The 22,614-nt window shown below is 42.1% G+C and carries 26 protein-coding genes and 1 pseudogene; 15 read left to right on the forward strand and 12 right to left on the reverse strand.

Annotation, left to right across the window (positions count from 1 at the left end):
• Positions 1-9: 9 nt before the first annotated feature.
• The gene (locus FPZ43_RS03955; protein ID WP_146380656.1) at positions 10-1,020 is read right to left on the reverse strand and encodes a threonine aldolase family protein; all 1,011 of its coding nucleotides are present in this window, start codon (positions 1,018-1,020) and stop codon (positions 10-12) included.
• A gap of 50 nt (positions 1,021-1,070) precedes the next feature.
• On the opposite strand from FPZ43_RS03955, the gene FPZ43_RS03960 reads away from it, so the two are divergent.
• Positions 1,071-1,706, forward strand: coding sequence for a hypothetical protein (locus FPZ43_RS03960; RefSeq protein ID WP_146380533.1), 636 nt, complete (start codon positions 1,071-1,073; stop codon positions 1,704-1,706).
• 11 nt (positions 1,707-1,717) lie between these two features.
• The gene (locus FPZ43_RS19210; protein WP_186461754.1) at positions 1,718-2,434 is read left to right on the forward strand and encodes a hypothetical protein; all 717 of its coding nucleotides are present in this window, start codon (positions 1,718-1,720) and stop codon (positions 2,432-2,434) included.
• Here FPZ43_RS19210 and FPZ43_RS03970 read toward each other — a convergent pair.
• A complete protein-coding gene (locus FPZ43_RS03970) occupies positions 2,431-3,630 on the reverse strand; it encodes a hypothetical protein (RefSeq protein WP_261380979.1) in 1,200 nt (399 codons plus the stop codon). The genes FPZ43_RS19210 and FPZ43_RS03970 overlap by 4 nt on opposite strands.
• Positions 3,631-4,018: 388 nt before the next feature.
• Between FPZ43_RS03970 and FPZ43_RS03975 the strand changes: the two genes are divergently transcribed.
• Together FPZ43_RS03975 and FPZ43_RS03980 are read left to right on the forward strand one after the other, a co-directional pair.
• Positions 4,019-4,573 (forward strand): ankyrin repeat domain-containing protein, encoded by a 555-nt coding sequence (locus FPZ43_RS03975; RefSeq protein WP_146380534.1) that lies wholly within the window; start codon positions 4,019-4,021, stop codon positions 4,571-4,573.
• 225 nt (positions 4,574-4,798) lie between these two features.
• The gene (locus FPZ43_RS03980; protein WP_146380535.1) at positions 4,799-5,857 is read left to right on the forward strand and encodes an AI-2E family transporter; all 1,059 of its coding nucleotides are present in this window, start codon (positions 4,799-4,801) and stop codon (positions 5,855-5,857) included.
• A 260-nt stretch (positions 5,858-6,117) separates the two neighbouring features.
• Here FPZ43_RS03980 and FPZ43_RS03985 read toward each other — a convergent pair whose 3' ends face one another.
• Positions 6,118-7,575: an NADP-dependent isocitrate dehydrogenase gene (locus FPZ43_RS03985; RefSeq protein ID WP_146380536.1), complete on the reverse strand. Its 1,458-nt coding sequence runs from the start codon at positions 7,573-7,575 to the stop codon at positions 6,118-6,120.
• A 180-nt stretch (positions 7,576-7,755) separates the two neighbouring features.
• Between FPZ43_RS03985 and FPZ43_RS03990 the strand changes: the two genes are divergently transcribed.
• Both FPZ43_RS03990 and purE read left to right on the forward strand, forming a co-directional pair.
• On the forward strand, positions 7,756-8,895 hold the full coding sequence (locus FPZ43_RS03990) for a 5-(carboxyamino)imidazole ribonucleotide synthase (RefSeq protein WP_146380537.1): 1,140 nt from the start codon (positions 7,756-7,758) through the stop codon (positions 8,893-8,895).
• 114 nt (positions 8,896-9,009) lie between these two features.
• On the forward strand, positions 9,010-9,501 hold the full coding sequence (gene purE / locus FPZ43_RS03995; protein ID WP_146380538.1) for a 5-(carboxyamino)imidazole ribonucleotide mutase: 492 nt from the start codon (positions 9,010-9,012) through the stop codon (positions 9,499-9,501).
• 120 nt (positions 9,502-9,621) lie between these two features.
• On the opposite strand, the gene FPZ43_RS04000 is transcribed toward purE, so the two are convergent.
• The 4 genes from FPZ43_RS04000 to FPZ43_RS04015 all read right to left on the reverse strand — a co-directional run bounded on the left by FPZ43_RS04000 (position 9,622) and on the right by FPZ43_RS04015 (position 12,440).
• Positions 9,622-10,317 (reverse strand): pirin family protein, encoded by a 696-nt coding sequence (locus FPZ43_RS04000; RefSeq protein ID WP_146380539.1) that lies wholly within the window; start codon positions 10,315-10,317, stop codon positions 9,622-9,624.
• Position 10,318: 1 nt separating this feature from the next.
• Positions 10,319-10,822, reverse strand: coding sequence for a hypothetical protein (locus tag FPZ43_RS04005; protein WP_146380540.1), 504 nt, complete (start codon positions 10,820-10,822; stop codon positions 10,319-10,321).
• 75 nt (positions 10,823-10,897) lie between these two features.
• Positions 10,898-11,626: a dioxygenase family protein gene (locus tag FPZ43_RS04010; protein WP_146380541.1), complete on the reverse strand. Its 729-nt coding sequence runs from the start codon at positions 11,624-11,626 to the stop codon at positions 10,898-10,900.
• A 250-nt stretch (positions 11,627-11,876) separates the two neighbouring features.
• The gene (locus FPZ43_RS04015; RefSeq protein ID WP_146380542.1) at positions 11,877-12,440 is read right to left on the reverse strand and encodes a YqgE/AlgH family protein; all 564 of its coding nucleotides are present in this window, start codon (positions 12,438-12,440) and stop codon (positions 11,877-11,879) included.
• A gap of 106 nt (positions 12,441-12,546) precedes the next feature.
• On the opposite strand from FPZ43_RS04015, the gene pdxH reads away from it, so the two are divergent.
• The 3 genes and pseudogenes from pdxH to FPZ43_RS04025 all read left to right on the forward strand — a co-directional run bounded on the left by pdxH (position 12,547) and on the right by FPZ43_RS04025 (position 14,939).
• On the forward strand, positions 12,547-13,197 hold the full coding sequence (pdxH, locus tag FPZ43_RS04020) for a pyridoxamine 5'-phosphate oxidase (RefSeq protein WP_222430920.1): 651 nt from the start codon (positions 12,547-12,549) through the stop codon (positions 13,195-13,197).
• Positions 13,194-13,655 (forward strand): annotated as a pseudogene (locus FPZ43_RS19395) (NADH-quinone oxidoreductase subunit C); the annotation flags it as partial. The gene pdxH and the pseudogene FPZ43_RS19395, both read left to right, overlap by 4 nt.
• A 156-nt stretch (positions 13,656-13,811) precedes the next feature.
• Positions 13,812-14,939, forward strand: a complete 1,128-nt coding sequence (locus tag FPZ43_RS04025; protein WP_261380982.1) for an NADH-quinone oxidoreductase subunit D — start codon at positions 13,812-13,814, stop codon at positions 14,937-14,939.
• 80 nt (positions 14,940-15,019) lie between these two features.
• On the opposite strand, the gene FPZ43_RS04030 is transcribed toward FPZ43_RS04025, so the two are convergent.
• Positions 15,020-16,123, reverse strand: a complete 1,104-nt coding sequence (locus FPZ43_RS04030; RefSeq protein WP_146380544.1) for a S1 family peptidase — start codon at positions 16,121-16,123, stop codon at positions 15,020-15,022.
• Positions 16,124-16,136: 13 nt separating this feature from the next.
• Positions 16,137-16,703 (reverse strand): RNA polymerase sigma factor, encoded by a 567-nt coding sequence (locus tag FPZ43_RS04035; protein WP_146380545.1) that lies wholly within the window; start codon positions 16,701-16,703, stop codon positions 16,137-16,139.
• A gap of 189 nt (positions 16,704-16,892) precedes the next feature.
• Here FPZ43_RS04035 and FPZ43_RS04040 point away from each other — a divergent pair, with 189 nt between their 5' ends.
• The 3 genes from FPZ43_RS04040 to FPZ43_RS04050 all read left to right on the forward strand — a co-directional run bounded on the left by FPZ43_RS04040 (position 16,893) and on the right by FPZ43_RS04050 (position 17,742).
• A complete protein-coding gene (locus tag FPZ43_RS04040; protein WP_146380546.1) occupies positions 16,893-17,120 on the forward strand; it encodes a hypothetical protein in 228 nt (75 codons plus the stop codon).
• A 161-nt stretch (positions 17,121-17,281) separates the two neighbouring features.
• Entirely contained in the window at positions 17,282-17,494 is a 213-nt protein-coding gene (locus FPZ43_RS04045; RefSeq protein WP_146380547.1) for a hypothetical protein, read from the forward strand.
• Between the two features lie 23 nt (positions 17,495-17,517).
• The gene (locus FPZ43_RS04050) at positions 17,518-17,742 is read left to right on the forward strand and encodes a hypothetical protein (protein WP_146380548.1); all 225 of its coding nucleotides are present in this window, start codon (positions 17,518-17,520) and stop codon (positions 17,740-17,742) included.
• A 114-nt stretch (positions 17,743-17,856) separates the two neighbouring features.
• Here FPZ43_RS04050 and FPZ43_RS19215 read toward each other — a convergent pair whose 3' ends face one another.
• Complete coding sequence (locus FPZ43_RS19215) at positions 17,857-18,090, reverse strand: hypothetical protein (protein WP_186461755.1); 234 nt, start codon at positions 18,088-18,090, stop codon at positions 17,857-17,859.
• 107 nt (positions 18,091-18,197) lie between these two features.
• Between FPZ43_RS19215 and FPZ43_RS04060 the strand changes: the two genes are divergently transcribed.
• On the forward strand, positions 18,198-18,632 hold the full coding sequence (locus FPZ43_RS04060; protein WP_146380550.1) for a hypothetical protein: 435 nt from the start codon (positions 18,198-18,200) through the stop codon (positions 18,630-18,632).
• A gap of 62 nt (positions 18,633-18,694) precedes the next feature.
• Here FPZ43_RS04060 and FPZ43_RS04065 read toward each other — a convergent pair whose 3' ends face one another.
• Both FPZ43_RS04065 and FPZ43_RS04070 read right to left on the reverse strand, forming a co-directional pair.
• On the reverse strand, positions 18,695-19,156 hold the full coding sequence (locus FPZ43_RS04065) for a ferritin-like domain-containing protein (protein WP_146380551.1): 462 nt from the start codon (positions 19,154-19,156) through the stop codon (positions 18,695-18,697).
• Between the two features lie 75 nt (positions 19,157-19,231).
• On the reverse strand, positions 19,232-19,399 hold the full coding sequence (locus FPZ43_RS04070; protein WP_146380552.1) for a phosphatidate cytidylyltransferase: 168 nt from the start codon (positions 19,397-19,399) through the stop codon (positions 19,232-19,234).
• A 426-nt stretch (positions 19,400-19,825) separates the two neighbouring features.
• On the opposite strand from FPZ43_RS04070, the gene FPZ43_RS04075 reads away from it, so the two are divergent.
• Positions 19,826-21,340 carry an ATP-binding cassette domain-containing protein gene (locus FPZ43_RS04075; RefSeq protein WP_146380553.1) on the forward strand — a complete coding sequence of 505 codons (1,515 nt, stop codon included), beginning with the start codon at positions 19,826-19,828 and terminating at the stop codon, positions 21,338-21,340.
• 118 nt (positions 21,341-21,458) lie between these two features.
• A complete protein-coding gene (gene mqnC, locus FPZ43_RS04080; RefSeq protein ID WP_146380554.1) occupies positions 21,459-22,583 on the forward strand; it encodes a cyclic dehypoxanthinyl futalosine synthase in 1,125 nt (374 codons plus the stop codon).
• Positions 22,584-22,614 lie beyond the last annotated feature (31 nt).

The following is a 22,614-nucleotide window of genomic DNA, read 5'->3' on the forward strand; positions in this document are numbered from 1 at the left end:
AATAGCTATTTAAAGCGCTTTCAACACATCAATAGTATACTCTATCTGCTCTGGATGTACATCCAAATGCGTTACAAAACGAATGCGATGCTTATCGGTACTGCCTGCTTTAATGCCTTTATCAGCAAGTTTGGCTAATACAACATCGGCTGGTTCAATGGTATCAAATAAAACGATATTGGTCTCGACGGGGACAACTCCGCTTACCCAGCTTTGCTTGCCCAACTCATCGGCCAGGATGCCGGCGTGCGAATGATCGATCTTTAATCGCTCCACATGATGGTCTAAGGCATAAATTCCGGCTGCGGCTAAAAACCCTGCCTGCCTCATGCCACCGCCCAACACTTTACGAATGCGGCGGGCGTATTTTATAGTTTCCTTATCGGCCAATAAAACCGAGCCTACGGGCGCGCCTAAACCTTTGGATAAGCAAACAGAAACACCATTAAAATACTTACCGTAATCTACGGCGCTATCGCCGGTATGCGCCAGAGCGTTAAATACACGGGCACCGTCCAAGTGTAATTTCAAACCCCTATCAAGGCAAAGCTGCGCTATGGGTGCTATTTGATTAAGGGTATAGCAACTGCCGCCGCCTTTATTTACGGTATTCTCAAGCACCACCAGGCTGGTATGTGGATAATGTATGTTTTCGGCATTAATCTCCGGTTCAATCATTTCAGCCGTTAATATCCCGCGGTAACCGTTGAGCAAACGTGTAGACACACCCGAGTTAAAAGCAATCCCACCACCCTCGTAACGGTAAACATGCGCGGTTTGGTCGGCAATCAGCTCATCAAGCGGTTGTGTAAAACATTTTATAGCTATTTGGTTAGTCATGGTTCCCGAAGGGCAATAGATGCCTGCTTCCATGCCAAACATGGCAGCGGCCTTTTCCTCGAGCGCGTTAACGGTTTCATCCTCACCAAACACATCGTCCCCTACTTTAGCACTCCACATGGCCTCAAGCATGCCTGGTGTAGGCTTTGTCACAGTATCGCTACGCAAATCAACGGTTATCATAAAACTTTTTAAAATGAGTTATATTAGCATTCAAATATCACATTCTTATGCGTTTATTTTTGTTCGTATTATTTATTTTACTTTCCGGGACTGCTCTCTATGCGCAACCGTCTGGTTATAAGTGGGCTCCGGGCAAACTCTATCATACAAGCGGCGAGGTGTTTACAGGGGAGGTTGCATGGTCGCCAACTACGTCTGCCGAGCAAGATGGCGTTTACTTTCGCCGCTCTAACGATCTCGAACCAATTCCTGTAGCGGCTGATCGGTTATTATCTTTTACGATGGATGCCGATAGCTTTGTGGTTTCCCGCAATCAGGATTTGCAAAACGCTATACTATTAGTAGATGTTAACGGGCCGGTTAAAGTATATACCAGGCAAACCAAACGAAAAGGCTTACCCATGATGGTAAATACCGGCGGCATGGCCGGTGCAGTGGGCGTTGGCATTGGCCTTGGCGGCCTAGTAGGCGGTGGCACAAAGCGTGTTTACTACTATGGTAACGACGCAAATAACATAACCAAACTCAGCAAAAAGCAATTTATTGAGGTAATGAGTAACGCCATGGCCGACAAACCTAAGGTTGTAGACAAAATAAAAGACAAAACCTATAAGTATGGCGACATGAAGGAGTTGTTAGAGTTTTACCGCACCGGACAACAGCCTAAACAGGTCGGTTATTAATTACTATTGATATGATATTTAAAAAAACGGTTTTTATTATAACCGCACTGCTATTGTTTAGCGTACATAATCTTTTTGCACAAAAGTGGCTACCGGGTTTTTTTATTGACAAGCGAGGTGCTAAAGAAACCGGTTTTATAAGGCCCGGCCCTGGCGGCAACGGACCGATTCCTAATGAAGGTTATATTGAGTTTAAAGAATTTGAAAAGGCCGACCCTACGGTACTTAGCACCAGCGACCTGCAATGCTTTGTTGCCGGGCAGGATAGCTTTGTTGTGGCACATGCACCGGGTAACGAAACGTGGTCAAAAAAAGAATTTGATTTTGTACGAGTGGCTGTTAGCGGCGAAACAAATATTTACGCAACCCGCGGTGCCGATGGCCGTGGCAGCTCGGGTCGCAGGCGGGGTGTGAGCGTGTCGCCGGCTGTTGGCGTAGGTTTGGGCAGTGGCGGCTACGGCAGCGGCGTAGGCGGTGGTGTAGGTATAGCTATAGGCGGTGGCGGATTTGGCGGCGGTGGCAGTAAAAAAATGAGTTATTACTATGGTGCCAATACGGCGACCATGCAGCACGTAACCGATAAAAACTTCATTGATGTGATGAGTGATGTTATGGGCGATGAGCCCGAAGTGGTTGATCAGATACGCGCAGGTAAATACCACCTGGATAGTATGGAAAAACTGATTGAATACTTTAAAAAAGTACAATTTAAAAACTACCGTAACTAGTGCCTGGCAGACGGTTCATAATGATAAACAATATCAAAAGGTTTGTTTTTTAACCTGCTGGATAGCTGCCCAATCTTTAAATCTTCATTTTGTGGCGTAGGTTCACACAAGGAGTAGTATTTGCCCTTGTATAAAATAGGCTGTCCAACAGGTTTGTCAAAGCTTACCGCCATTGTAATGTGCGTTGGGTATAGCAAGGCTATCATAGGCAGGTTGTAAATTTCCTTTACCAGGTAGTAAAACAATGCGGCCCTGTCATCACAGTCGCTGTAGTTCGACAATAGCGTCTCCTCTGGCGACAGGCGTTTTTCACGGCCAAAATTTTCCTCATCATTTTCGTAAAGGAAAGCGTAGCGGGTAAAGCGCATCAAATAGTCTACTCCTTTTTGCTCATTCATTCCCGCAACGTTCTTTTTAAGCAGCGGTATCAATGAAGCATATGCCTCGTTGCTCATGGGGATGTTAAAATAACTATCAAAGCTTACACCCGGGTAATTGGCAAATGCTGCCTGCCTTTGGCTGTTAAGTTTTATACTGAAATGGTACTTCTTATGACCATACATAAAACTTAGCGTTTTTTCAAAATCATCTTCAGGTTTAAAGTCAGGCATCATGGTAACCCGGTATGAGAATGGTTTAACAGCGCCTGCAATTTTTAGCAATACCGGTTTTGGTGGGTTGCTGTTTAAATCAGCTTTAGCATAATCATGGTAGTTTAAGCAAGTGAATTTTTTATCATCGACCATAAAATATGGGATGTCATTAATTTCCTCGTCGTTATAAATGTAAAGGATTATCTTAATATTGGCCAGTGCCAGCCTTACATCAAAGCCGGATTGCGCCATAATAAACCACTTATAAAAAGTGTAACGTGCGTAGTTGTCGTCTTTGGGTGCAATTTGCTCGGCCACGCGCCTTACCAACTGGTAATAAAGCCAATCGTTCAAATTGAGTCTTTCCCGGTAAGCTGATAGCGAATCAATCAATGGACGGAAATTGCTCTTACTTACTACATGCAATGCAGATGCTAACTCGCTGCTTTTGGGTTGTTGTACTAAATCAGTCAAGACACTTTGGTCAACACTCACAGTAAAAGGCGTCTTGTAAAAATCAACACGTATAGTTTTACCCTGCCCAAAACATGTAAGTTGGGCGAGTAACATAAAAAGAAAAATAAGGCCGGGAAGCCTTCTCATACGCTTACAATTGTTAATATTAAATATACATCTAATTAACCATTTAATAACGTAAAATTTATGAATTAATTTCCTCAGCCACCACTTAATTTCGCAAGCGCCTTAGCAATGTCATAGGATTGTCAAGACGTTAGGTATAAGAAATTTCTTACGTCGGCACACTTTTATAAACTATTATTTAAATGTGTATAAAGTACACACTGATATCCTTGTTTGCGTTCCCCAAACGCCGATCGGCACAACCAACCTATTTCGTTTTAATAAATAAGATATTTCGTTTTATTTTAATAGCAAGATTTGAACAAAAAACTAGCGAAGTCTACAGTTAAATCATTTACGTAACTACGCTAAATATCTTCAAACAGGCGTATGCCTCAATAAAAACTCAATGAAAAAAGTAATTTTGCTAAGTGCTATGTTTTTTATGTGCCTGGCTGCAGGCGCTCAAAATTTGTTTACAGCAATACAGGAAAATGATGCCCTGGCTGTAAAGTACCTACTAAATAAAGGTGCAAACATTAACGCTCAGGATGCTGACGGTCGCACACCACTTATAATTGCTGCAAGCAACGGACAAGAAAGAATTGCGCGCCTGTTGCTTTGCTGCAGCAACCCTGATGTTGATGTTAAAGATAACAATGGCAATACTGCGTTGATGCTTGCCTGCCAAAATAATCGTGTAAACGAAATGTATCTGGTGGCTACGCATTTCCCGGATGTGAACCTCCGTAACAAAAATGGCCGTACTGCTTTGATGATTGCTACAGAAGCCAACAATATTGAAGCGGTTAAGTACCTTATGGCACATAACGCGAATGCATCTGCTAAGGACAAACAAAAGCTTACAGCAATGGACTACGCTAAGAAGACCAATAACGCCCAAATTATTGATCTGTTGAATGGCTCAGCTTCTGCTGCCAACAACACAAGCGTCGGCCGATAACATTTTCGCTTGCATAGGCGATGCTATCGTGTAAGCCGAGACAAAATATATGTAGATATGAAAAGGTCAGCATGGTAAGCATGCTGACCTTTTTTAGTTTATTAAATTTCGATCTGATTGCAAAGCTGCTCGCAAATTAAACTTGAATTATATCGGAGCTAATTTTACGAGAAGGTTTTAAAACTTTTAGCGCTGAACAATGTCATTAGGTAATACCTGATACTAATGGCCTTAAAACCTCACCCGCCCGAAGAAAAACATTTAACTTATACCGAAAAGGTATGGCAAACGGTAGCTATCGTAGCTTTATTAGTTGTAGCTATCCTGATCATCCGTGTAGCATTTAATGTGTTACTGATGGTGCTGGCTGGTACTTTGATATCCGTTTATTTTCACGGTTTGGGTGATATGATACAGCGCCGCACCAAATGGAGCCGCAAGGTTAGCATGTTTCTATCAGTAGCTGGCTCATTCCTGATTATTGCGGTACTTTTTTGGTTCATGGGTACCAAAATACAAGGCCAGATAGAAACCCTGAGTGATACTTTACCCCAAACGGTCAATAACGCCAAAGCTAAGCTGGGCGAAACATCGCTGGGCCGAAAAATTCTGGAATATTACAATGAGAAGAACTCAAGCACACTGTTTGACACCGCCAGGAAGTTTTTTAGCACCAGCTTTGGCGTGTTGGGTAACTTATATATAATCATGTTCCTGGCTATATTCTTTACAGTTCAGCCAAGCCTATACAAAGATGGCATCATCAAATTAATGCCTCGAAGCAAACGCGAATTAGCAAGTTGCGTGGTCGACCGTGTTAGCCTCGCCCTTAAAGGCTGGCTCAAGGGCATGATGCTATCAATGGTGCTAATATTTATTATAGTTGGCACCGGGCTTACTATAATGGGCATACCGGTAGCTTTGGTGCTTGCGCTCATTACAGGAATATTAAAGCTTATCCCTAACTTCGGTTCACTGGCGGCAATGATTCCCGGTGTTTTGCTTGCGCTTACTATGAGTGTAAATAAAGCCATCGCCGCCACCTTGTTATACGTAATTTCTCAGACTATTGTGAGTAACATAGTAACGCCGTTAATTCAAAAAAAGATGATAAATACGCCCCCTGCCCTTACCATAATTGCGCAGGTAATAATGGGTGGTTTGTGCGGCGCATTAGGGGTCATACTTGCGGTGCCCTTGCTGGCTATAATTATAATACTGGTTGATGAGCTTTATATTAAACCAATTGCAAACAAACAGGAAATTATTTCTAAAGATTTGTAATTAGGGCATAAATTGAACTAAAGGGATGCTGAAACAGGTTAAGCATGAACAGAAACGTGACCTAAGTTGATCCTGTTGAAGACATCTGTAGCGGCGAGTATTTCGACGGGTTCAGCATGACACTTTTATCGAGTCAGTCTGGGCATGTCTAAGACCTAACAAAGTAGTAAGAATTTACAAACTTATTAATAAAGCAAAAGGCCTGTCAACCGACAAGCCTTTTTACTTTTAACTTTATACTTTCGACTTTAAACTTTTGCTTATTGTCCTTGAGCAAGCGTATAGCCAATTTTGCCGTCGAATTTCATCAGGAATTCAACAGAGCATACTTTTATATCGTCAGAAATGTCGGCTGCTATCTGAAAGGCTTCTTTCTGGCTTATCTCTCCGCCATCAGTTTTTTCAACACGAATACGGTATTCATTCACAAGCTCGGTAAATATGGAACCTGTTGGCCAAACTTGCGTGCCACGGTTTGATATCATTACCAGCTTAACTTTATCATTAAGTTTCTTTTGCGCAATTTCAGCAATCTCAGTAGGTTGCAGGTCCGATTCTACAAAGATATCAGCACCAACAAGCTCTTCAACAACTGCAGTGTTGGTTGCCGTGATTTTATTTACAGCGGGGCGGTCGTGCTTAATCTCAACTGCAACATCAGGCTGTGCTACAACAGCGCCCTGGGCAGGCACCTGGCCAAGGTTACTAATTATAGTGTCAGCAAAGGCTTCGGTATTTACAGATGCTGTAGCTTTATCGCCAAAATCTCCTGTATGGATACCTTGCTCTAATGTATAAAGCAACGCGTTTTCAATGTTAGCGGCAGCGGTAGTTAAACCTAAATAACGCAACATCAAAATACCTGATAGTAACAAAGCGGTAGGGTTGGCAATACCACGGCCAGCTATATCCGGTGCGGTACCGTGTACGGCTTCAAAAATTGAAATATTATCGCCAATATTTGCCGACGGTGCAAAACCAAGACCGCCTACAAGACCGGCACAAAGGTCAGACACGATATCGCCCTGTAGGTTGGTAAGTACAATTGCCTGGAAGGTTTCCGGGCGCGATACCAGCTTCATACACAGGTCGTCAACAATAATGTCGCTCGATTCTATCTCAGGGTAGTCTTTTGCTATCTCGTAAAAAGTTTCCAGGAACAAACCATCGGTAAGTTTCATGATATTAGCCTTGTGCCCGCAAGCCAATTTAGTATAGCCTTTACGCTTGGCCATTTCAAACGCGTAACGAATAACTTGTGCAGATCCGGCACGGGTTATAATACGACGGCCAACGGCTACGTCATTGGTAAGCAAGTGTTCGATGCCTCCGTAAGTATCCTCTATATTTTCGCGAATAATGGTCAGGTTAATTGGGATGCCTGCTTTTGAAAAAACAGTATCAACACCATTCAACGACCTAAAGTCCCGCTGATTAGCGTAGGTGTTCCAAACTTTACGCGCCGTAACATTTATACTTTTTACGCCCTTGCCTTTTGGGGTTTCCATAGGTCCTTTAAACAACAATCCCAAACGCTCAATGGTTTCTTTTGCTGCCGCAGTCATACCGGTTGAGTGGCCTGCATCAAAATAAGACTTGCCCATCTCTACATACTCATAACCGAGTTGTACGTTGGCTGCTTCGAAAATACGGAGAACGGAGGCCATAATTTCCGGGCCTATACCGTCGCCTTTTGCTACTGCTATTGTGGTTTTCATTAGATGATAGTATGGTGTGAAAAACAGCGCAAAGGTAGGTTTTTCGGCCGGTTTTTCCTATGTTAGCATAGCATTATTTATGCGCTTTTTCACACTATTAGGCACGTTATTTTGCCTGAAATGCCCTAAGTAAATTACGTTTACCGCTATTTAAAAGATTTAGGTAAATTTGCCCTCTACATGAAAGCATTTTACGGCGACCTCAGATTAGGAATATTAGGCGGCGGCCAGTTGGGCCGTATGCTGATACAGCAAGCTATAAATTACAACGTAACGGTTAAAATTTTAGACCCCGACCGCGAAGCACCCTGTCGCAAGCTATGCAATGAGTTTGTTGTAGGGTCATTAAGCGACTATGAAACGGTTTACAATTTTGGTAAAAAGGTCGATCTGCTTACCATCGAGATTGAAAAGGTTAACGTAGATGCCTTGGAGCAACTTGAAAAAGAAGGCGTTGTGGTATACCCCCAGTCGCGCATTATACGTTTAATACAGGATAAAGGCCTGCAAAAGCAATTCTTTAAAGAAAACGATATTCCTACAGCCGATTTTCAGATCATCTCTTCAACACAGCAATTAAAGGAAAATATATTCCCGTTCCCTTACATTCAAAAATTACGCAGGGATGGTTATGATGGCAAAGGCGTTTACAAAGTAGTTGATGAAACTTACTTGCCCAACGCTTTTACAGAACCAAGCATTGTAGAACGTTTAATTGATTTCGAGAAAGAGATTGCTGTAATTGTAGCACGAAATGAGAACGGCGAGGTTAAAACTTTTCCGATGGTGGAAATGGAATTTAATCCCGAAGCCAATCTCGTTGAATTTTTAATATCGCCATCTACCCTACCGTTTGAGGTGCAAATGGAAGCCGAAAACATTGCCAAACGCATTGCCGAAACACTAAACATTGTGGGCCTGCTTGCTGTAGAGATGTTTTTAGATAAAAGCGGTAAAATATTGGTAAATGAACTTGCCCCCCGCCCACACAACAGCGGCCACCAAACTATTGAAGGTAATGTGGTATCGCAATTTGAGCAGCATCTGCGTGCAATTTTCAACCAGCCGCTTGGCGATACTTCATCATTAAGCAACGCCATCATGATAAATATCTTGGGAGAAGCCAACCATGAAGGCCCCGCAGTTTATCAGGGTATTGAAAAGGTGTTGAAATGTGCAGGTGTTTATGTACATCTTTACGGCAAAGCATTAACCAAGCCATTCCGCAAAATGGGCCATGTTACCATTGTAGACAATGATCGCGAAAAAGCGATTGAAAAAGCAAGGTATGTTCAGCAGACACTGAAAGTAGTAAGTTAGAATAATAAAACGCGTCATTGCTAGGTACGAAGCAATCTCAAACCTGTGCATCACACTTAGCATATTCGGGAGATTGCTTCGTTCCTCGCAATGACGCTTGAAATAAAAATACAAATGAGCCAACCAAAAGTCGCCATTATCATGGGCAGCAAATCCGACCTGAATGTTATGCAGGATGCAGCGGATGTTTTAAAAGAACTGGGCGTAGATTATGAAATAACCGTCGTTTCGGCACACCGCACACCCGACAGGATGTTTGATTATGCGCGAGCTGCGGCAGGCCGAGGCATCAAGGTGGTTATTGCAGGTGCCGGTGGTGCTGCGCACTTACCCGGCATGGTAGCTTCATTAACGCATTTGCCCGTTATTGGCGTCCCCGTAAAATCAAGTAATTCTATCGATGGCTGGGATTCTATACTGTCTATCCTGCAAATGCCTAATGGAATCCCGGTTGCCACGGTTGCGCTTAACGCCGCTAAAAATGCGGGTATATTGGCAGCTCAAATGATTTCAATCGCAGATGAAACCATAGTATCAAACCTTATTGCGTTTAAAGAAGATTTGAAAAACAAAGTAGAGGCGTCTGCCAAGGAAATGGAGAGCTAAAGTTCCATTAACCTTTTATATTATTAGTTGGAATATAGCCGAATAATTTTTACTACTACGTTGTTATAAATACAAAAGGTCTGCTTACAACAGACCTTTTGTATTTTAAGTGTCTTAACATTAATTAGCGTCCGGCATTTCAATTACCAGGATTACAGCCCCGTTACTTAGCGCTTCCATATCGGCGTCATTGGTATTCCAAAGCGCAAGCCCGTCACGCTCATGTAGCAACCGGCCCTGAACTTCAAACGCACCTGCTATTAAAAAACAATAAAGCATGGATTCATTTCCTGTTTTTTCATAAAGTGATTCTTTACGGCCTTCAAAGTGTCCAATTTGTACGCTAAAAGGTAACTCTGAGCGCTTTATTACCGGCAACAACTGGTTAGGCTTACCGGCAAAATCAAAATTAAATTGCCTTTTGTAGGCCTGAGTAGGCTCGCATTTGAACTGTAGGAATAGATAATTTATCTGATAATCATCATACGGATTAGTCAAACTAATTACGTCGCCTTCATTTAGCTGTAAAACGTGCATTTGCCCAACATCTAGAGTAAAACATTCGCCGGCTACATCAGCATCAACCGCTCCTGTTACAGGTATAAGCAAAGCATAGCCGTTACAGCCAACAGTAATAACGATGCTTTTTTTAGCGGCCAGTACCTCGTCGTTAAAAACCGTTAGCGGGCCAAATGGCTCGCGGTTATCAGCAAAATAACCGTTGTAATTAAACATATAATTACTTTGCACGCTGGCATCCTCATAAAAGCCACGCCTGTCTGCCAGGTAGATCTGTCCGGGGGTTAGTTGATGCATTTCAGTAAGTGTTTTTCAATGAATGAATATTGACGTAGGGTTGTATTGTAAACAGATATGTTAACGTTTCATTGCCCGCATGAGCTGCCCTATACTCCGACACCAGTAACATATTATCAACCGTATCATGCCATATCATCGGTCCCGAAAAGAAGTTAATGGCCACCTGGTGTTTACCTATATCTAATATATCCGAATTGATTATCTCAAATTGATACTTATCAAACTTTATAAATCTACGGCCCAAATTATTTAGAATATCCGGTACAATGTTGTTAAGCTGTTGAATGTACCCTGATACCGATGCAGAAACCATCCCACCTAATTTTTTTGCGGCAGGTATATTCTGTATAAGTTGGGCGTATGTAGTGTGGTCGGTGCCGATTGTAAAGTTTTGCGCTTGTATCTTAAACTCTAAATAGGAGTCGTCATACACAAGCTTTTCCCAGGGTTTTTGAGCTGTGATATCAATAATTTTACGGTAGCTTAAGGTTATGATGCGCATAAAAGTTTTTAAAAACGAAGACGCTAAAAGCGAACTCCTAACGTCTTCTAACTAAACACCCTAAATGAAAAATCTTTATGCCGGTACGGCAAATGTTATATTTAATACAAATCCGTCGGTAGTGTTGCCGGTAACTGTTGCCAGCTCAAGTGCGTAACCGTCCCCAAAAACGTTATCGCTGGCGTTGTATGTGTAACCACTTAAACCCTTACTGTAACCATTAACTGCCGCAACAGCGGTGCCGCTACCCTCCGGAAATGCTATTTGCGTAACTTTCAGTGAAGTTCCTGATGAATTATAAACATGCACGTGTATATGCGTAGCCCTGCCGCTGTACCACCCTGGGAAGATAGATGTAAATGCCACAGCGCCATTACTATCAGTTGTTTGCCTTCCACGCAAAAAATGCACGCTAGTGTAGTTGGTAGATTGCAAACCACTGCCGCCATATTCGGAGTAGTTACCCTGCGCATCACAATGCCATATATCAACCAACGCACCAGGCAGAGCATTACAACTGTTATTACTATTTACCAGAAATATATTTACAGCTAATTTATATCCGGTACGTCCATCGGTGATATCGCTGCGTACGTAAGATGCAGGCGACTTTGTAGGGAACGGCCCTTCAGTTTCTGTCGGTGCCACACTACATGAGCCATTAATAACAGAAGTGCCACCTGTTGTGGTACTGCCCGATGAGCTTGTAGAAGTTGCGATAGAATCTTTCTGGCAAGCCTCTGCCACAATTGACGACGTTACTGCGCCGATCATTAAACTCTTTAAAAAGCTCTTTCGTTCCATATAATCTTCTCCTTTAATCAGGTTAATGATATAAAGGTATGGTTAGACGGAAAAGCAGGCTTATATGTGTCGACTAACGGGAGAAATGTGTCGGTAAGAGACTTGTTTATAGGTATTGTGTCGTTGTTGGTAAATTATTAAGCTATATGCCAAAGTTAAAGGAGTATCTGATTATAAGCTTTATTTACAGCAAACCCTCCTTAATAACTGCTAAGTGATAACTACTAACTAATGAAGTAACTAATCACAATCAATTCAGCATTGGGTTTTCGGGAAAGTTGGCTATGTGGGCGTAGCGCTGTCCAAGGCTTATTACAACTTCGCGCCATAGGTTTTGCTCGTTAGCGGTGAAGATGATATCAGCTTCAAACTTGTTCGCCACTATCCACGAGTCTTCACGCAACTCATCATCGAGCTGCGTTTGTGACCAACCCGAATAACCTGCAAAAAAGCGTATCTCGTCCTCTTTAAGTTGGTAGCTATTTATCAGTTCTTTGATGGTTTCGAAATTTCCACCCCAGTAAATGCCGTCCCAAATTTCAATCCCTCCATCAATTTTATCGGGGCAGCGGTGTATATAATGCAGTGTATTTTCGGCCACCGGGCCGCCGGTGTAAACGGGCAGCTCAGAGTATGATAAGTCTGGCAATATATCTCCCAGCAAATAGTCGCTTTGGTGGTTAAGTATAAAGCCCATTGCACCGGTATCCGCATACTCCGTAAGCAGTATCACCGACCGCTTAAAATTGGGGTCGTGCATAAAAGGCTCTGATATAAGTAACCGCCCCGCGGCCGGCGAAATTGGACTTAGCATAGGGTTTGATTTTAATTAATTAACATAGATTGTAAAAATATGTTCATTATCATTTCTAAAATGAACCGCTCGCTTATTTACGGTTTAATTAATTTGTAAGTTTGCGATGATGGAGCAACAAGATATTGAAAATTTAAGGCAGGAATACAGCGCCGCATCATTAAGTAAAAGCGACGTTGCCGCCAACCCTATAAAACAGTTCGACAAGTGGTTTAATGAGGCTATAAACGCCAAGGTATATGAACCCAATGCCATGACACTTGCCACGGCTACTACAGATGGACGACCATCTGCACGCATAGTGCTGCTTAAGGGCTTTAGTGACGATGGATTTAAATTTTATACCAACTACCTGAGCCGAAAGGGTAAGGAAATTGCTAAAAATCCGCTTGGTGCGCTTGTGTTTTTGTGGGGCGACATGGAACGCCAGATTCGTATTGAAGGCACCATTGAAAAGCTCGACCGTGCTTACTCCGAAAAATATTTCCATTCAAGGCCAAAGAAAAGCCAGATAGGTGCAGTAGCGTCGCCGCAGAGCCGTGAAATTGAAGGCCGCGACGAGCTTGAAAAGTACATGGCCGAACTTGAACAGGAATATGCAGACAAGGAGGTGCCAAAACCATCGCACTGGGGCGGTTATGTTTTAAAGCCTCGACTTATTGAATTTTGGCAAGGCCGACGGAGCCGCCTGCATGACAGGATAGTTTATAAAAAAGTTGATAATAAAAACTGGAAGATTGTACGTTTGGCGCCATGAGTTTTGACGATATTAAGTTATTACTTACCCAAAAGTTTGGCGAGGATATCATTTTGGACGACGAACGTACGGGCATACAACCGGCGTTGCTTATAACGCCCGGTAGTATAGCTGATGTTTGCCTGGAGCTGCGCGATAATCCGCAAACTTACTTTGATTTCCTGTCGTGCTTAACAGGAGTGGATTATGGCGTGGAGGCAGATAAATTTGGTGTAGTTTACCAACTATCGTCAATACCGTACGGGCTGCAGCTAACACTAAAAGTAAGCCGCCCAAATAATCGCGACGAAAATGAGCTGCCATCCTTCCCTACGCTTACAAACGTTTACCGCACAGCCGATTGGCATGAACGCGAAGCATATGACCTTGTAGGGATATATTTTGAGGGTCACCCGGATTTACGCAGGATTTTACTTCCTGATGATTGGGTTGGCTACCCGCTGCGTAAGGACTATGTAGCTGCCGAATATTATAAAAATATCCCGATAGAGTATCCGCCAAAAACAGCCGAGAACAATAATCCTGTTTACAGGGACGATATTGCCACAAACCCGCTTTATAAGGAAGCTGTTGAGCGCTACAATAAAAAGATTGCTGATGCGGCGGTAGAAGACATGATACTGAACATGGGACCGCAGCATCCGTCCACTCACGGTGTATTGCGCCTGGAGTTGATTACTGATGGCGAGATAGTTAAGGACGTTATACCGCACCTTGGATACCTGCACCGCTGTTTTGAAAAACATGCCGAATCGTTAACCTACCAGCAAACTATTCCATTTACCGATAGGATGGATTACCTGGCATCTATGAATAATAGCCATGCCTGGGTTATGGGTGTCGAGCGCATGCTGGGCATTGACAAAGAAATCCCTAAGCGCATCGAATATATTCGTGTACTGGTTTGCGAACTTAACCGTATAGCATCGCACCTAATTGCCATCGGCACTTATGGTATTGACATTGGTGCCTTTACCCCTTTTTTATGGTGCTTCCGCGACAGGGAGCACATTATGGGGATGCTGGAGTGGGCCTCGGGATCGCGCATGTTGTATAATTACATATGGGTTGGTGGCTTGTTTTACGATTTACCTGTTGGTTTTGAGGAGCGCTGCCGCGAGTTTGTTGACTACTTTAAACCAAAGATGGTAGAGCTAAACGAGTTGCTCACCGATAACCAAATATTTATAAGCCGCACAGCCAATGTTGGCATATTACCGCTTGATGTTGCCATTAACTTCGGCTGCTCCGGCCCGGTGCTGCGTGGCTCGGGCTTAAAATATGATCTACGACGGATTGATGGCTACTCGGTGTACCCCGAGCTTGATTTCGACATTCCGATTGGCAAAGGCCAAATGGGCACTATTGGCGATTGCTGGGACCGTTACAAAGTACGCGTCGAAGAAGTTGAACAATCGTTACGCATTATTGAACAGTGCCTTGATAGGTTACAGAAGGAACTTAAACGCACGCCAGATTTCGACCCTCGCGCCAAGCTGCCCCGTAAGCTTAGTCCCAAAGTGCAGGATTATTACACGCGCTGCGAAGGCGCTAAAGGCGAACTCGGCTTTTATTTCATACACGATAACGAGCGCTCAGAGATACCTTTTCGCGCAAAAGCACGCGGGCCAAGCTTCAACAACCTGTCTGTAGTGCCCGAAATTACCAAGGGCTCTATGATAGCCGATGTGGTGGCCGTTTTAGGTTCAATTGATATCGTATTAGGCGAGGTTGACAGGTAATTAATTACGATTTTGATATAAACAGAAAAGGAGACACAATTACTTGTATCTCCTTTTTCATTATTGGGATTGTTGATTTTTTATTGGTTATAAACCTTTACCATAAACACATAGTTGCGCATCTTTTTTATTTGCTGCGGGCGGCTTAGGCCTGCCAATGTATTTTTGGTATTAAGATTAAGTGATTTGGTAAGCGAATCGGCCGGAATGTTCTGGATAGCTTTTAGCAGATAATTTGATTTTACAGCGAATGCCGCACCCGATGCCTGTGTTTGCTTGCCATTTACCACCCCTATGATGTTACCGTTGGCATCAACTAACGGACCACCGCTATTACCCGGGTTAAGCGGAATAGAAACCTGGTATTCGGTAGTATCGCCACGGAAACCTGTTAAAGCAGTTAACGCACCAGGGCCCATTGAAATATCGTCAGACGGGTAACCCAGCGTATAAACATCTTCGCCCAGGTCGCTCTTAGATTTTTTGAAGCTGTAAGGTACGGTACCAATATTTTTAAATGAAGTATCGGTGATTTGCAAAATAGCAACATCGTACTGCGGTTCGGTATAAACTACTTTGGTATGGAATGATTCGCCCTCTGCATTTTGCACATAAACCGAATCGCCGCCACTGATAACGTGGAAATTTGTAATGATGTAACCGTTACCGCTAAGCGCAAACCCTGTTCCTCTGAATTTGGCAGAAATAGCCGGCCCTTTGCTTGTACCGTCGCTTATAATTCTGTCAGTTTTGTCGCCAAGGCGCTTCTGCTGAACTTTTACACGGTCAACTTCCTGCTTTAACTGCACAAAGCGCGGATCCTGATTTGTAAGGTTGCCAGTAAAAAATAATGTCACCAGCATGGCAAAAATGGCAATTGACGCTGCAACCGATATTTTTGAGTGATGATGACGCCATAACTGCACAATCCATGACGGATGCTCCATCAAATCTTCCTTCAGCGTATGTACATCAATTTCTTCGTGAATAGCGTTAAGCCTATTTTCAAGTTCCAGACGCTCACTGTAATGCCTGAGCATTTCGACAAACTGCTTATGCTCGCTTATTTTAGTATTGATAGAAGCATCTTTGGCGCGCATGGCATCAAATTTAGCGCGCTCATCTGCCGTCATCTCTCCGTTGATGTAGCGCTCTATCATTTCTAAAAGTTGTTCATCTCTCATAACCTAAAACTTTTTATTGCTGGAAAAACAGCTTTTTCAACCTTTGCAGGCATTTATACTTCTGTGTTTTTGCGTTATCGGCATTTGTATAACCAAAACGCTCACAAATCTCCTGCATCGATCTGTTGTTCAAATAAAAATCCTCCATAATGGTTTTGCAGGGTTCACCTAACAATTTTAAGGCATCCGCCATTTTATTAAGCTGCATATCCCTTTCGTGGTGTTTTTCAACATCATCTTCAACCGGCAGGTATTCTTCAAAATCTTTTATATCGCCGCCATAACGGTTAAGTTGCTTAAGGCGTTTTAACCAAAGCCTGCGGCAAACCGAGTATAAAAAAGTTTTAAGCTTACTGCTCAATTCAAAATCGCCACGCTTAACCTTATTATAAAGAACAATAATAGCCTCCTGGTAAATATCCTTAGCATCATCCTCGTTGCCGTTGTTGTTTAATACCAACTGCAAAATCATCGGAAAATAAGCCAGGTATAATTTTTTTAATACACTATCAGAATTATTAAGTATCCCTATGATTACTTCACTATCTGCAGGTATTTCCACATTAAACTGATTATTCACTACTTAATACTTTTTATATCAAATTGTAACCCAATACAATTAATTATTTTTTGTTTTTAAAGCCACAATGCTTTACCAACCCGCAATATCGGTTATTAATTGGCAGTAAAATATATACCTGGCACCAAAATTGAAATTTTTAAGCCAACATACACCGCGCTAAGCTGTTGTAATTAAAACGCAAATACTATGAAAACTACAATCAAAACGTCACTACTAGCATTAGCTATTGCCATAGGCTTGGCATCATGCTCCGGAGGAAACTCCAGCCGCCCACCAGATACTACGAAAACCGACAACGCTTCCGTGGCAGATTCGGCCGGTACAATGTCTGGTAAAAACGGGTCAACTGCTCCTATTGATACCGGTATTGATCATTCCGGCTCTGGTGGCACAGATACCGCCAAAAAAATGTAAAAAAAGCGGATACCGAACTGGTATCCGCTTTTTTGTTAACACTGAATTATTGAATGTATAAACAGGTACCATGTTTCGATCTTATTTATAGATAAAGGGTTACCTTTTTCATATAGCTGTATTAATACAAAAACAAACACCAAATTAAATTTACAAGAACAATGAAAAACGCATTTAAATTAGCCGCTCTGTCCTTAGTAATTGCGGTATCTGCAGCAGCTTGCGGCGGCGACTCAAAAAAAGATAATGGTGGCGATACTACTACAGTGATTTCAGACTCAGTGACTACTGTAAAAACTGTTGATTCTACCAAAACTAAAACAGATACCCTATTGCTTGATTCAACTAAACAAGATACTTCTCGTTTAAAATAATTAACCCAACAAGAACCACACAAATGAAAAATACATTCAAAACCGGCTTATTGGCTTTGGCTATAGCTATATCAGCATCTGCATGCAGCGGATCAGGTTCAAAATCTGAAGGTGATTCAACTAAGGCAGATTCTGGCGTTGTTGATTCGGTAACCACCCGCGACACAACAATTAAGTCAGATTCAGTATCAACTGATACTACCGTTAAGGTACAAACTAAAAAAACCATAGTTAAAAAAGATTCTTAATCTACTGATTGATAACCAATTGTAGTTTATTTAAAAATAATCTGATTTTTTTTAGAAAAAGGCGGGTTACCTTTTTAAGAACTGGGTATTAAGCTATGAAAACTATTAAATCACTTAAAAAAAACACAAAATGAAAAATTCATTCAAAATCGCTTTCTTAGCTTTAGCTATCGCTGTTTCTGCTGCTGCTTGCAAAGGTTCTGGTTCATCTTCAGCTGCTGATTCAGCTAAAACTGATTCTGCTGCTACTATCGATTCAGCTAAAACTGATTCAGCTGCTACTACTGATTCAGCTAAAACTGACTCAGCTGCTAAAACTGACTCAGCTGCTAAAATGTAATTATCCATTTTCAGATAAAAAAAGCCCCCGGTTTTACCAGGGGCTTTTTTTATGCCGTAATAATTTTAGCCGAAAACTTTTCAAAAGCTGTTTGTTATTGAACTAAACCTAATACATGAAGTACGCAGACTGGAACAAACTTAGTAACGAAGAACAGAAACAAAAACACTGGCGCCACCATCCAAGGGTACGCATAGCTACCATATTCTCTATTTTATTTGCAGTGGTATTGGCGGGTGTTCTGCTTAGCGTTTTTCAAAACAAACGTGTGCACGTAAACCGCAAGCCGATAGATAAAGAGGCTTTTGCAATTGCAAAAGTTTTTGTGAAGGAACGGCTTGCGCAGCCTGCTACAGCTAATTTCAGTAAAAGTAAGTTTGAGGCGCAAATAGATACTGCGGCTAATAGGTATACTGTAAGCTCATCTGTTAATGCACAAGATATTGGCGGTAACATACGTACACATAACTGGCGCGTTAACCTATCTTACAAAGGTGGTGACTGGGCCGACAAAAACAGCTGGAAACTTTTGGATATTGACCTGGACTAAACAGGGATAATACAGGAAGAGCGCCATTTAGGCGCTCTTCCTGTTTGTGCGATTTAAAACGCTTAGTTGTCTAGCACAGAATCGCGTAGCGCTTTAATTTGATCGTGAGCGGTTTGTAAACCAGCCTCTTGCTTATATAAAATGTCTTTAACGTAAGCAGGCACATGCTCCTCTTCTAAAGCAGATTTATACGCTTTCAAAATTGCATCTTCGCCAAATTCACACTCTTCAAGTACGCTCCTTTCGCTATGGCCGGTAAAAGCTGTTTTAACGTCAATCCAGGTACGGTGCAGCTTTCCGCTGGTTGATGTACCGGTTTCAATATCATGACCAAGTGCAGCAACTTCGGTAGCCAATTCAAGTTTAAATTGCTGGCTCTGTGCAATCAGGCTTAAAAACACGCGGTGCAATTCCATATCGCTATCTTTTAAGTCTTTCTTGGCACGTTCGTATCCGTTTATTCTATCATTGTTAATTAAAACAAGGTCATTTAATGCCTCAACGGCAGCTTCAGTGTTTCCCATGGTAAATGATTTTAATTTTACCATTTCAACATCGTAAAAAAACTATTGTTTCAATTAAAAAAGCAAATAATTTAATTAAGATCTGCCTCTAAAAGCAGAAATCAGCCAAATAATTAAAAGCAATACGACGATTACGGCAATAATACCAACTGCGGCACCAGCCTTAAAAATGCCGGAAACAACCGAGCAGCCGTTCAAAAGCGCTACCAAAAAAGCGGCAGCCATCAAGTTAATTTTTTTCATAGACTTTGATTTATAGATGTAATATTTAACACCACAAAAATCAGTCTGTTTTAAAAACTTAAGCTGCTGAAATAAATAGTTGATTTACGCCTGTTGTTTAGGTAAAAATCTCACTGCTAATAATGCTACTGCAAAACTGGCAAACAATAAAGGCAATACAGTTTGGGCGATGAATAAGATACTCATAATTCAATAGTTTAATTTGTGCTATGCACTTAAATAATTAGGTTTACTGGCCCTTCAAAAAGTGTTTGTGGCAGATGTAGATCACTAAAATAGTGCGTTAAAGTTATAATAACAAGGCTTTTGATAAAATATTTGAAAATTTTAATGTTTTGCAATATTTACAAATTTCGGCACCTTGCTTTTAAATCTACCTACTTTTACAGGGCTACATACTATAAAAATTAGAACCAATTTTGGATTATGAATCAACTTAAGACTTCGTCGGTACTTAATATTTCAAATGCAACGGTAAAATCCGGGCAGCAAATTTTATTAAACGATGTCAACTTTACAATAAATAAGGGCCAGCATTGGGCAATAACAGGAAAAAGCGGATCCGGAAAGAGTGTATTGCTTCAGGTTACAGCAGGTAATTTGGCCCTAAGTGCGGGCAATATCAGTTACGGGTTTATGCAGCAAATAACCAGCATGCCGAATGTGACGGATATTCCCTTAACGCACCACCAGTTTGTGGCTTTAGTTGGTCCTAAACATCATTTTAAAAATCTATCCAATACAGCTAATCTTTATTATCAGCAGCGTTATAATTCTTCAGACTCGGAGGATGCCCTTACCGTTACCGACTACTTAAGTGCTGTGACGATAAATCATCACTCCACCCCTTACTGGACCATTGATAAAACTATTGCTGCGCTTAATTTGACTGAACTACGAGACAAGCAAATTATCAAGCTGTCAAACGGTGAAACAAAACGATTGATGATAGCTGCAGCGCTGATAAAAAATCCCTTGTTGCTATTGCTCGATAACCCGCTTACAGGCCTTGATGTGCAAATGCGGGAAAGGTTTAATCAACTCTTTAAAGAAATAGCGCAGTCAGGCGTTAGCCTTGTAATGGTTACATCTGCTGGCGAAATCCCGGAAGTGATAACTAATGTGGCTATCCTGGATACCGGCAGCATTAAAGACAGCATATCACGTCAGGATTTTGTTAAAATACAGCGTGACGAAGATTTATATAATTTAACGAACACCAACCTAGTGGCTAATTTAATGTCCAATCATATAGTTGCTCCTTATCATGATGTTGTAAGGATGGAAAATGTGGTGATTAAGTACGGCGCAAAAACTGTTCTCGATAACGTAAACTGGCATATCGGGCCGGGGGAGCGTTGGGCTTTGCTTGGGCCGAATGGGGCAGGTAAATCAACCCTGCTAAGTTTAATTAATGGCGACAACCCGCAAGCTTACGCTAATAATATTGTACTTTTTGATAGAAAACGAGGTAGCGGCGAAAGCATTTGGGATATCAAAAGTAAAATAGGCTTCGTATCGCCAGAGTTGTACCAATACTTCCCGGCCGATACATCGTGCCTGCAGGTAATAGAGTCTGGTTTTTATGATACATTGGGGCTTTTCAGGCCGAGCAGCAAACCAAAAGCTGACTTGGCATTAATGTGGATGCAGGCCTTGGAAATTGACAAATATGCACGCGTATTGCTAAAGAATATTCCGGCAAGTGCGCAACGGCTGTGCCTGCTTGCGCGCGCGTTGATTAAAAACCCGGCCCTGTTAATCTTCGACGAACCCTGCCAGGGGCTTGATGATCATCAGCAGCAAAACTTTAAAAATATAGTTGACGCCATTTGCAGCATAAGTGATGTAACCTTGATATATGTAACCCATTACCAGCATGAAATACCGACCAGCGTTACGCAAACGTTGCGTTTGGATGGTGGTAAAGTTGTTTCGTAGCTCATTGCTGCCATAAGATATTCGTTTAGTATCTACACTTTAAAAAGGTAATGTCAACCAAGTAACACCTTTGTCCTTTTGCCTTTCAGCTTTAGGCACGCACTGCGTATATTTGTGCATGAATACAGCGGATTTGTTACAGCGCGGTTTAGCCTTCGATTTTTTAAGTATCGAAGAAGGAGTATACCTTTATAATAACGCCCCTACCGCCGACTTGATTTATGTGGCTAATGAGCTGCGTAAAATACAGGTGCCGCATGGAAAGGTTACCTGGCAAATAGATAGAAATGTAAACACCACCAACGTTTGCATTGCCAACTGTAAGTTTTGTAACTTTTTCCGTCGCCCCGGTCACGAAGATGCCTATATAACAGACATTGAAACCTACAAACGCAAAATTGAAGAAACGTTTCGTTTTGGCGGCGACCAGCTATTATTACAAGGCGGTCATCACCCCGATTTGGGACTAAAATTTTATACAGACCTATTTAGCGAACTAAAACAGCTTTATCCAAAGCTAAAGCTACACTCACTTGGCCCGCCAGAAATAGCTCACGTTGCCAAGTTGGAAAGCATGAGCCACTACGACGTACTTAAAGCGATGAAGAAATCGGGGCTTGACTCGTTACCGGGTGCAGGTGCCGAAATACTGAACGATCGTGTACGCCGCCTGATATCAAAAGGAAAATGTGGCGGGCAGGAATGGCTCGATGTTATGCGCGCCGCCCACCAATTAAATTTGCCAACATCTGCAACTATGATGTTTGGCCATATCGAAACTATTGAAGAGCGCTTTGAACATTTGGTTTGGATACGCCAGGTACAATCTGAAAAACCGGAAGGCAACCATGGTTTTATAGCATTTATCCCCTGGCCGTTCCAGGACGATGGTACCCTATTGCGTAAAGTGCGCGGCATAACCAACAACGTTACGGGTGATGAATACCTGCGTATGATAGCGCTTAGCCGTATTATGTTGCCAAATATTAAGAACATCCAGGCATCATGGCTAACCGTTGGTAAGCAGGTTGCTCAACTTTGTTTACATGCGGGGGCCAATGATTTCGGATCTATCATGATTGAAGAAAATGTGGTTTCGGCTGCGGGCGCACCACATCGTTTCACGGCAAAAGGTATCCAGGACTCTATACGCGAAGCTGGCTTTGAACCGCAACTACGTACTCAAAAATACGATTGGCGAGATATGCCTGCTGAAATTGAAGAGCAGGTTATCGATTACTAAGTAGAAAGTTAAAAGAATAAAGTCGAAAGTT

The sequence above is a fragment of the Mucilaginibacter pallidiroseus genome (assembly GCF_007846085.1).
GTDB lineage: Bacteria > Bacteroidota > Bacteroidia > Sphingobacteriales > Sphingobacteriaceae > Mucilaginibacter > Mucilaginibacter pallidiroseus.

Coding starts and splice junctions, on each gene's coding strand:
- FPZ43_RS03990 (WP_146380537.1), top strand. CDS start 7,756: ATGAAAGCATTTTACGGCGACCTCAGATTAGGAATATTAGGCGGCGGC.
- FPZ43_RS19215 (WP_186461755.1), bottom strand. CDS start 18,090: ATGGATAATTACATTTTAGCAGCTGAGTCAGTTTTAGCAGCTGAGTCA.
- FPZ43_RS03960 (WP_146380533.1), top strand. CDS start 1,071: ATGCGTTTATTTTTGTTCGTATTATTTATTTTACTTTCCGGGACTGCT.
- mqnC (WP_146380554.1), top strand. CDS start 21,459: ATGAATACAGCGGATTTGTTACAGCGCGGTTTAGCCTTCGATTTTTTA.
- FPZ43_RS04065 (WP_146380551.1), bottom strand. CDS start 19,156: ATGGGAAACACTGAAGCTGCCGTTGAGGCATTAAATGACCTTGTTTTA.
- FPZ43_RS19210 (WP_186461754.1), top strand. CDS start 1,718: ATGATATTTAAAAAAACGGTTTTTATTATAACCGCACTGCTATTGTTT.
- FPZ43_RS04000 (WP_146380539.1), bottom strand. CDS start 10,317: ATGCATCAACTAACCCCCGGACAGATCTACCTGGCAGACAGGCGTGGC.
- FPZ43_RS04075 (WP_146380553.1), top strand. CDS start 19,826: ATGAATCAACTTAAGACTTCGTCGGTACTTAATATTTCAAATGCAACG.
- FPZ43_RS04050 (WP_146380548.1), top strand. CDS start 17,518: ATGAAAAATACATTCAAAACCGGCTTATTGGCTTTGGCTATAGCTATA.
- FPZ43_RS03980 (WP_146380535.1), top strand. CDS start 4,799: ATGGCCTTAAAACCTCACCCGCCCGAAGAAAAACATTTAACTTATACC.
- FPZ43_RS04045 (WP_146380547.1), top strand. CDS start 17,282: ATGAAAAACGCATTTAAATTAGCCGCTCTGTCCTTAGTAATTGCGGTA.
- FPZ43_RS04060 (WP_146380550.1), top strand. CDS start 18,198: ATGAAGTACGCAGACTGGAACAAACTTAGTAACGAAGAACAGAAACAA.
- FPZ43_RS04040 (WP_146380546.1), top strand. CDS start 16,893: ATGAAAACTACAATCAAAACGTCACTACTAGCATTAGCTATTGCCATA.
- FPZ43_RS04070 (WP_146380552.1), bottom strand. CDS start 19,399: ATGAAAAAAATTAACTTGATGGCTGCCGCTTTTTTGGTAGCGCTTTTG.
- pdxH (WP_222430920.1), top strand. CDS start 12,547: ATGATGGAGCAACAAGATATTGAAAATTTAAGGCAGGAATACAGCGCC.
- FPZ43_RS04015 (WP_146380542.1), bottom strand. CDS start 12,440: ATGCTAAGTCCAATTTCGCCGGCCGCGGGGCGGTTACTTATATCAGAG.
- FPZ43_RS03985 (WP_146380536.1), bottom strand. CDS start 7,575: ATGAAAACCACAATAGCAGTAGCAAAAGGCGACGGTATAGGCCCGGAA.
- FPZ43_RS03970 (WP_261380979.1), bottom strand. CDS start 3,630: ATGAGAAGGCTTCCCGGCCTTATTTTTCTTTTTATGTTACTCGCCCAA.
- purE (WP_146380538.1), top strand. CDS start 9,010: ATGAGCCAACCAAAAGTCGCCATTATCATGGGCAGCAAATCCGACCTG.
- FPZ43_RS04030 (WP_146380544.1), bottom strand. CDS start 16,123: ATGAGAGATGAACAACTTTTAGAAATGATAGAGCGCTACATCAACGGA.
- FPZ43_RS04025 (WP_261380982.1), top strand. CDS start 13,812: ATGATACTGAACATGGGACCGCAGCATCCGTCCACTCACGGTGTATTG.
- FPZ43_RS04005 (WP_146380540.1), bottom strand. CDS start 10,822: ATGCGCATCATAACCTTAAGCTACCGTAAAATTATTGATATCACAGCT.
- FPZ43_RS04010 (WP_146380541.1), bottom strand. CDS start 11,626: ATGGAACGAAAGAGCTTTTTAAAGAGTTTAATGATCGGCGCAGTAACG.
- FPZ43_RS03975 (WP_146380534.1), top strand. CDS start 4,019: ATGAAAAAAGTAATTTTGCTAAGTGCTATGTTTTTTATGTGCCTGGCT.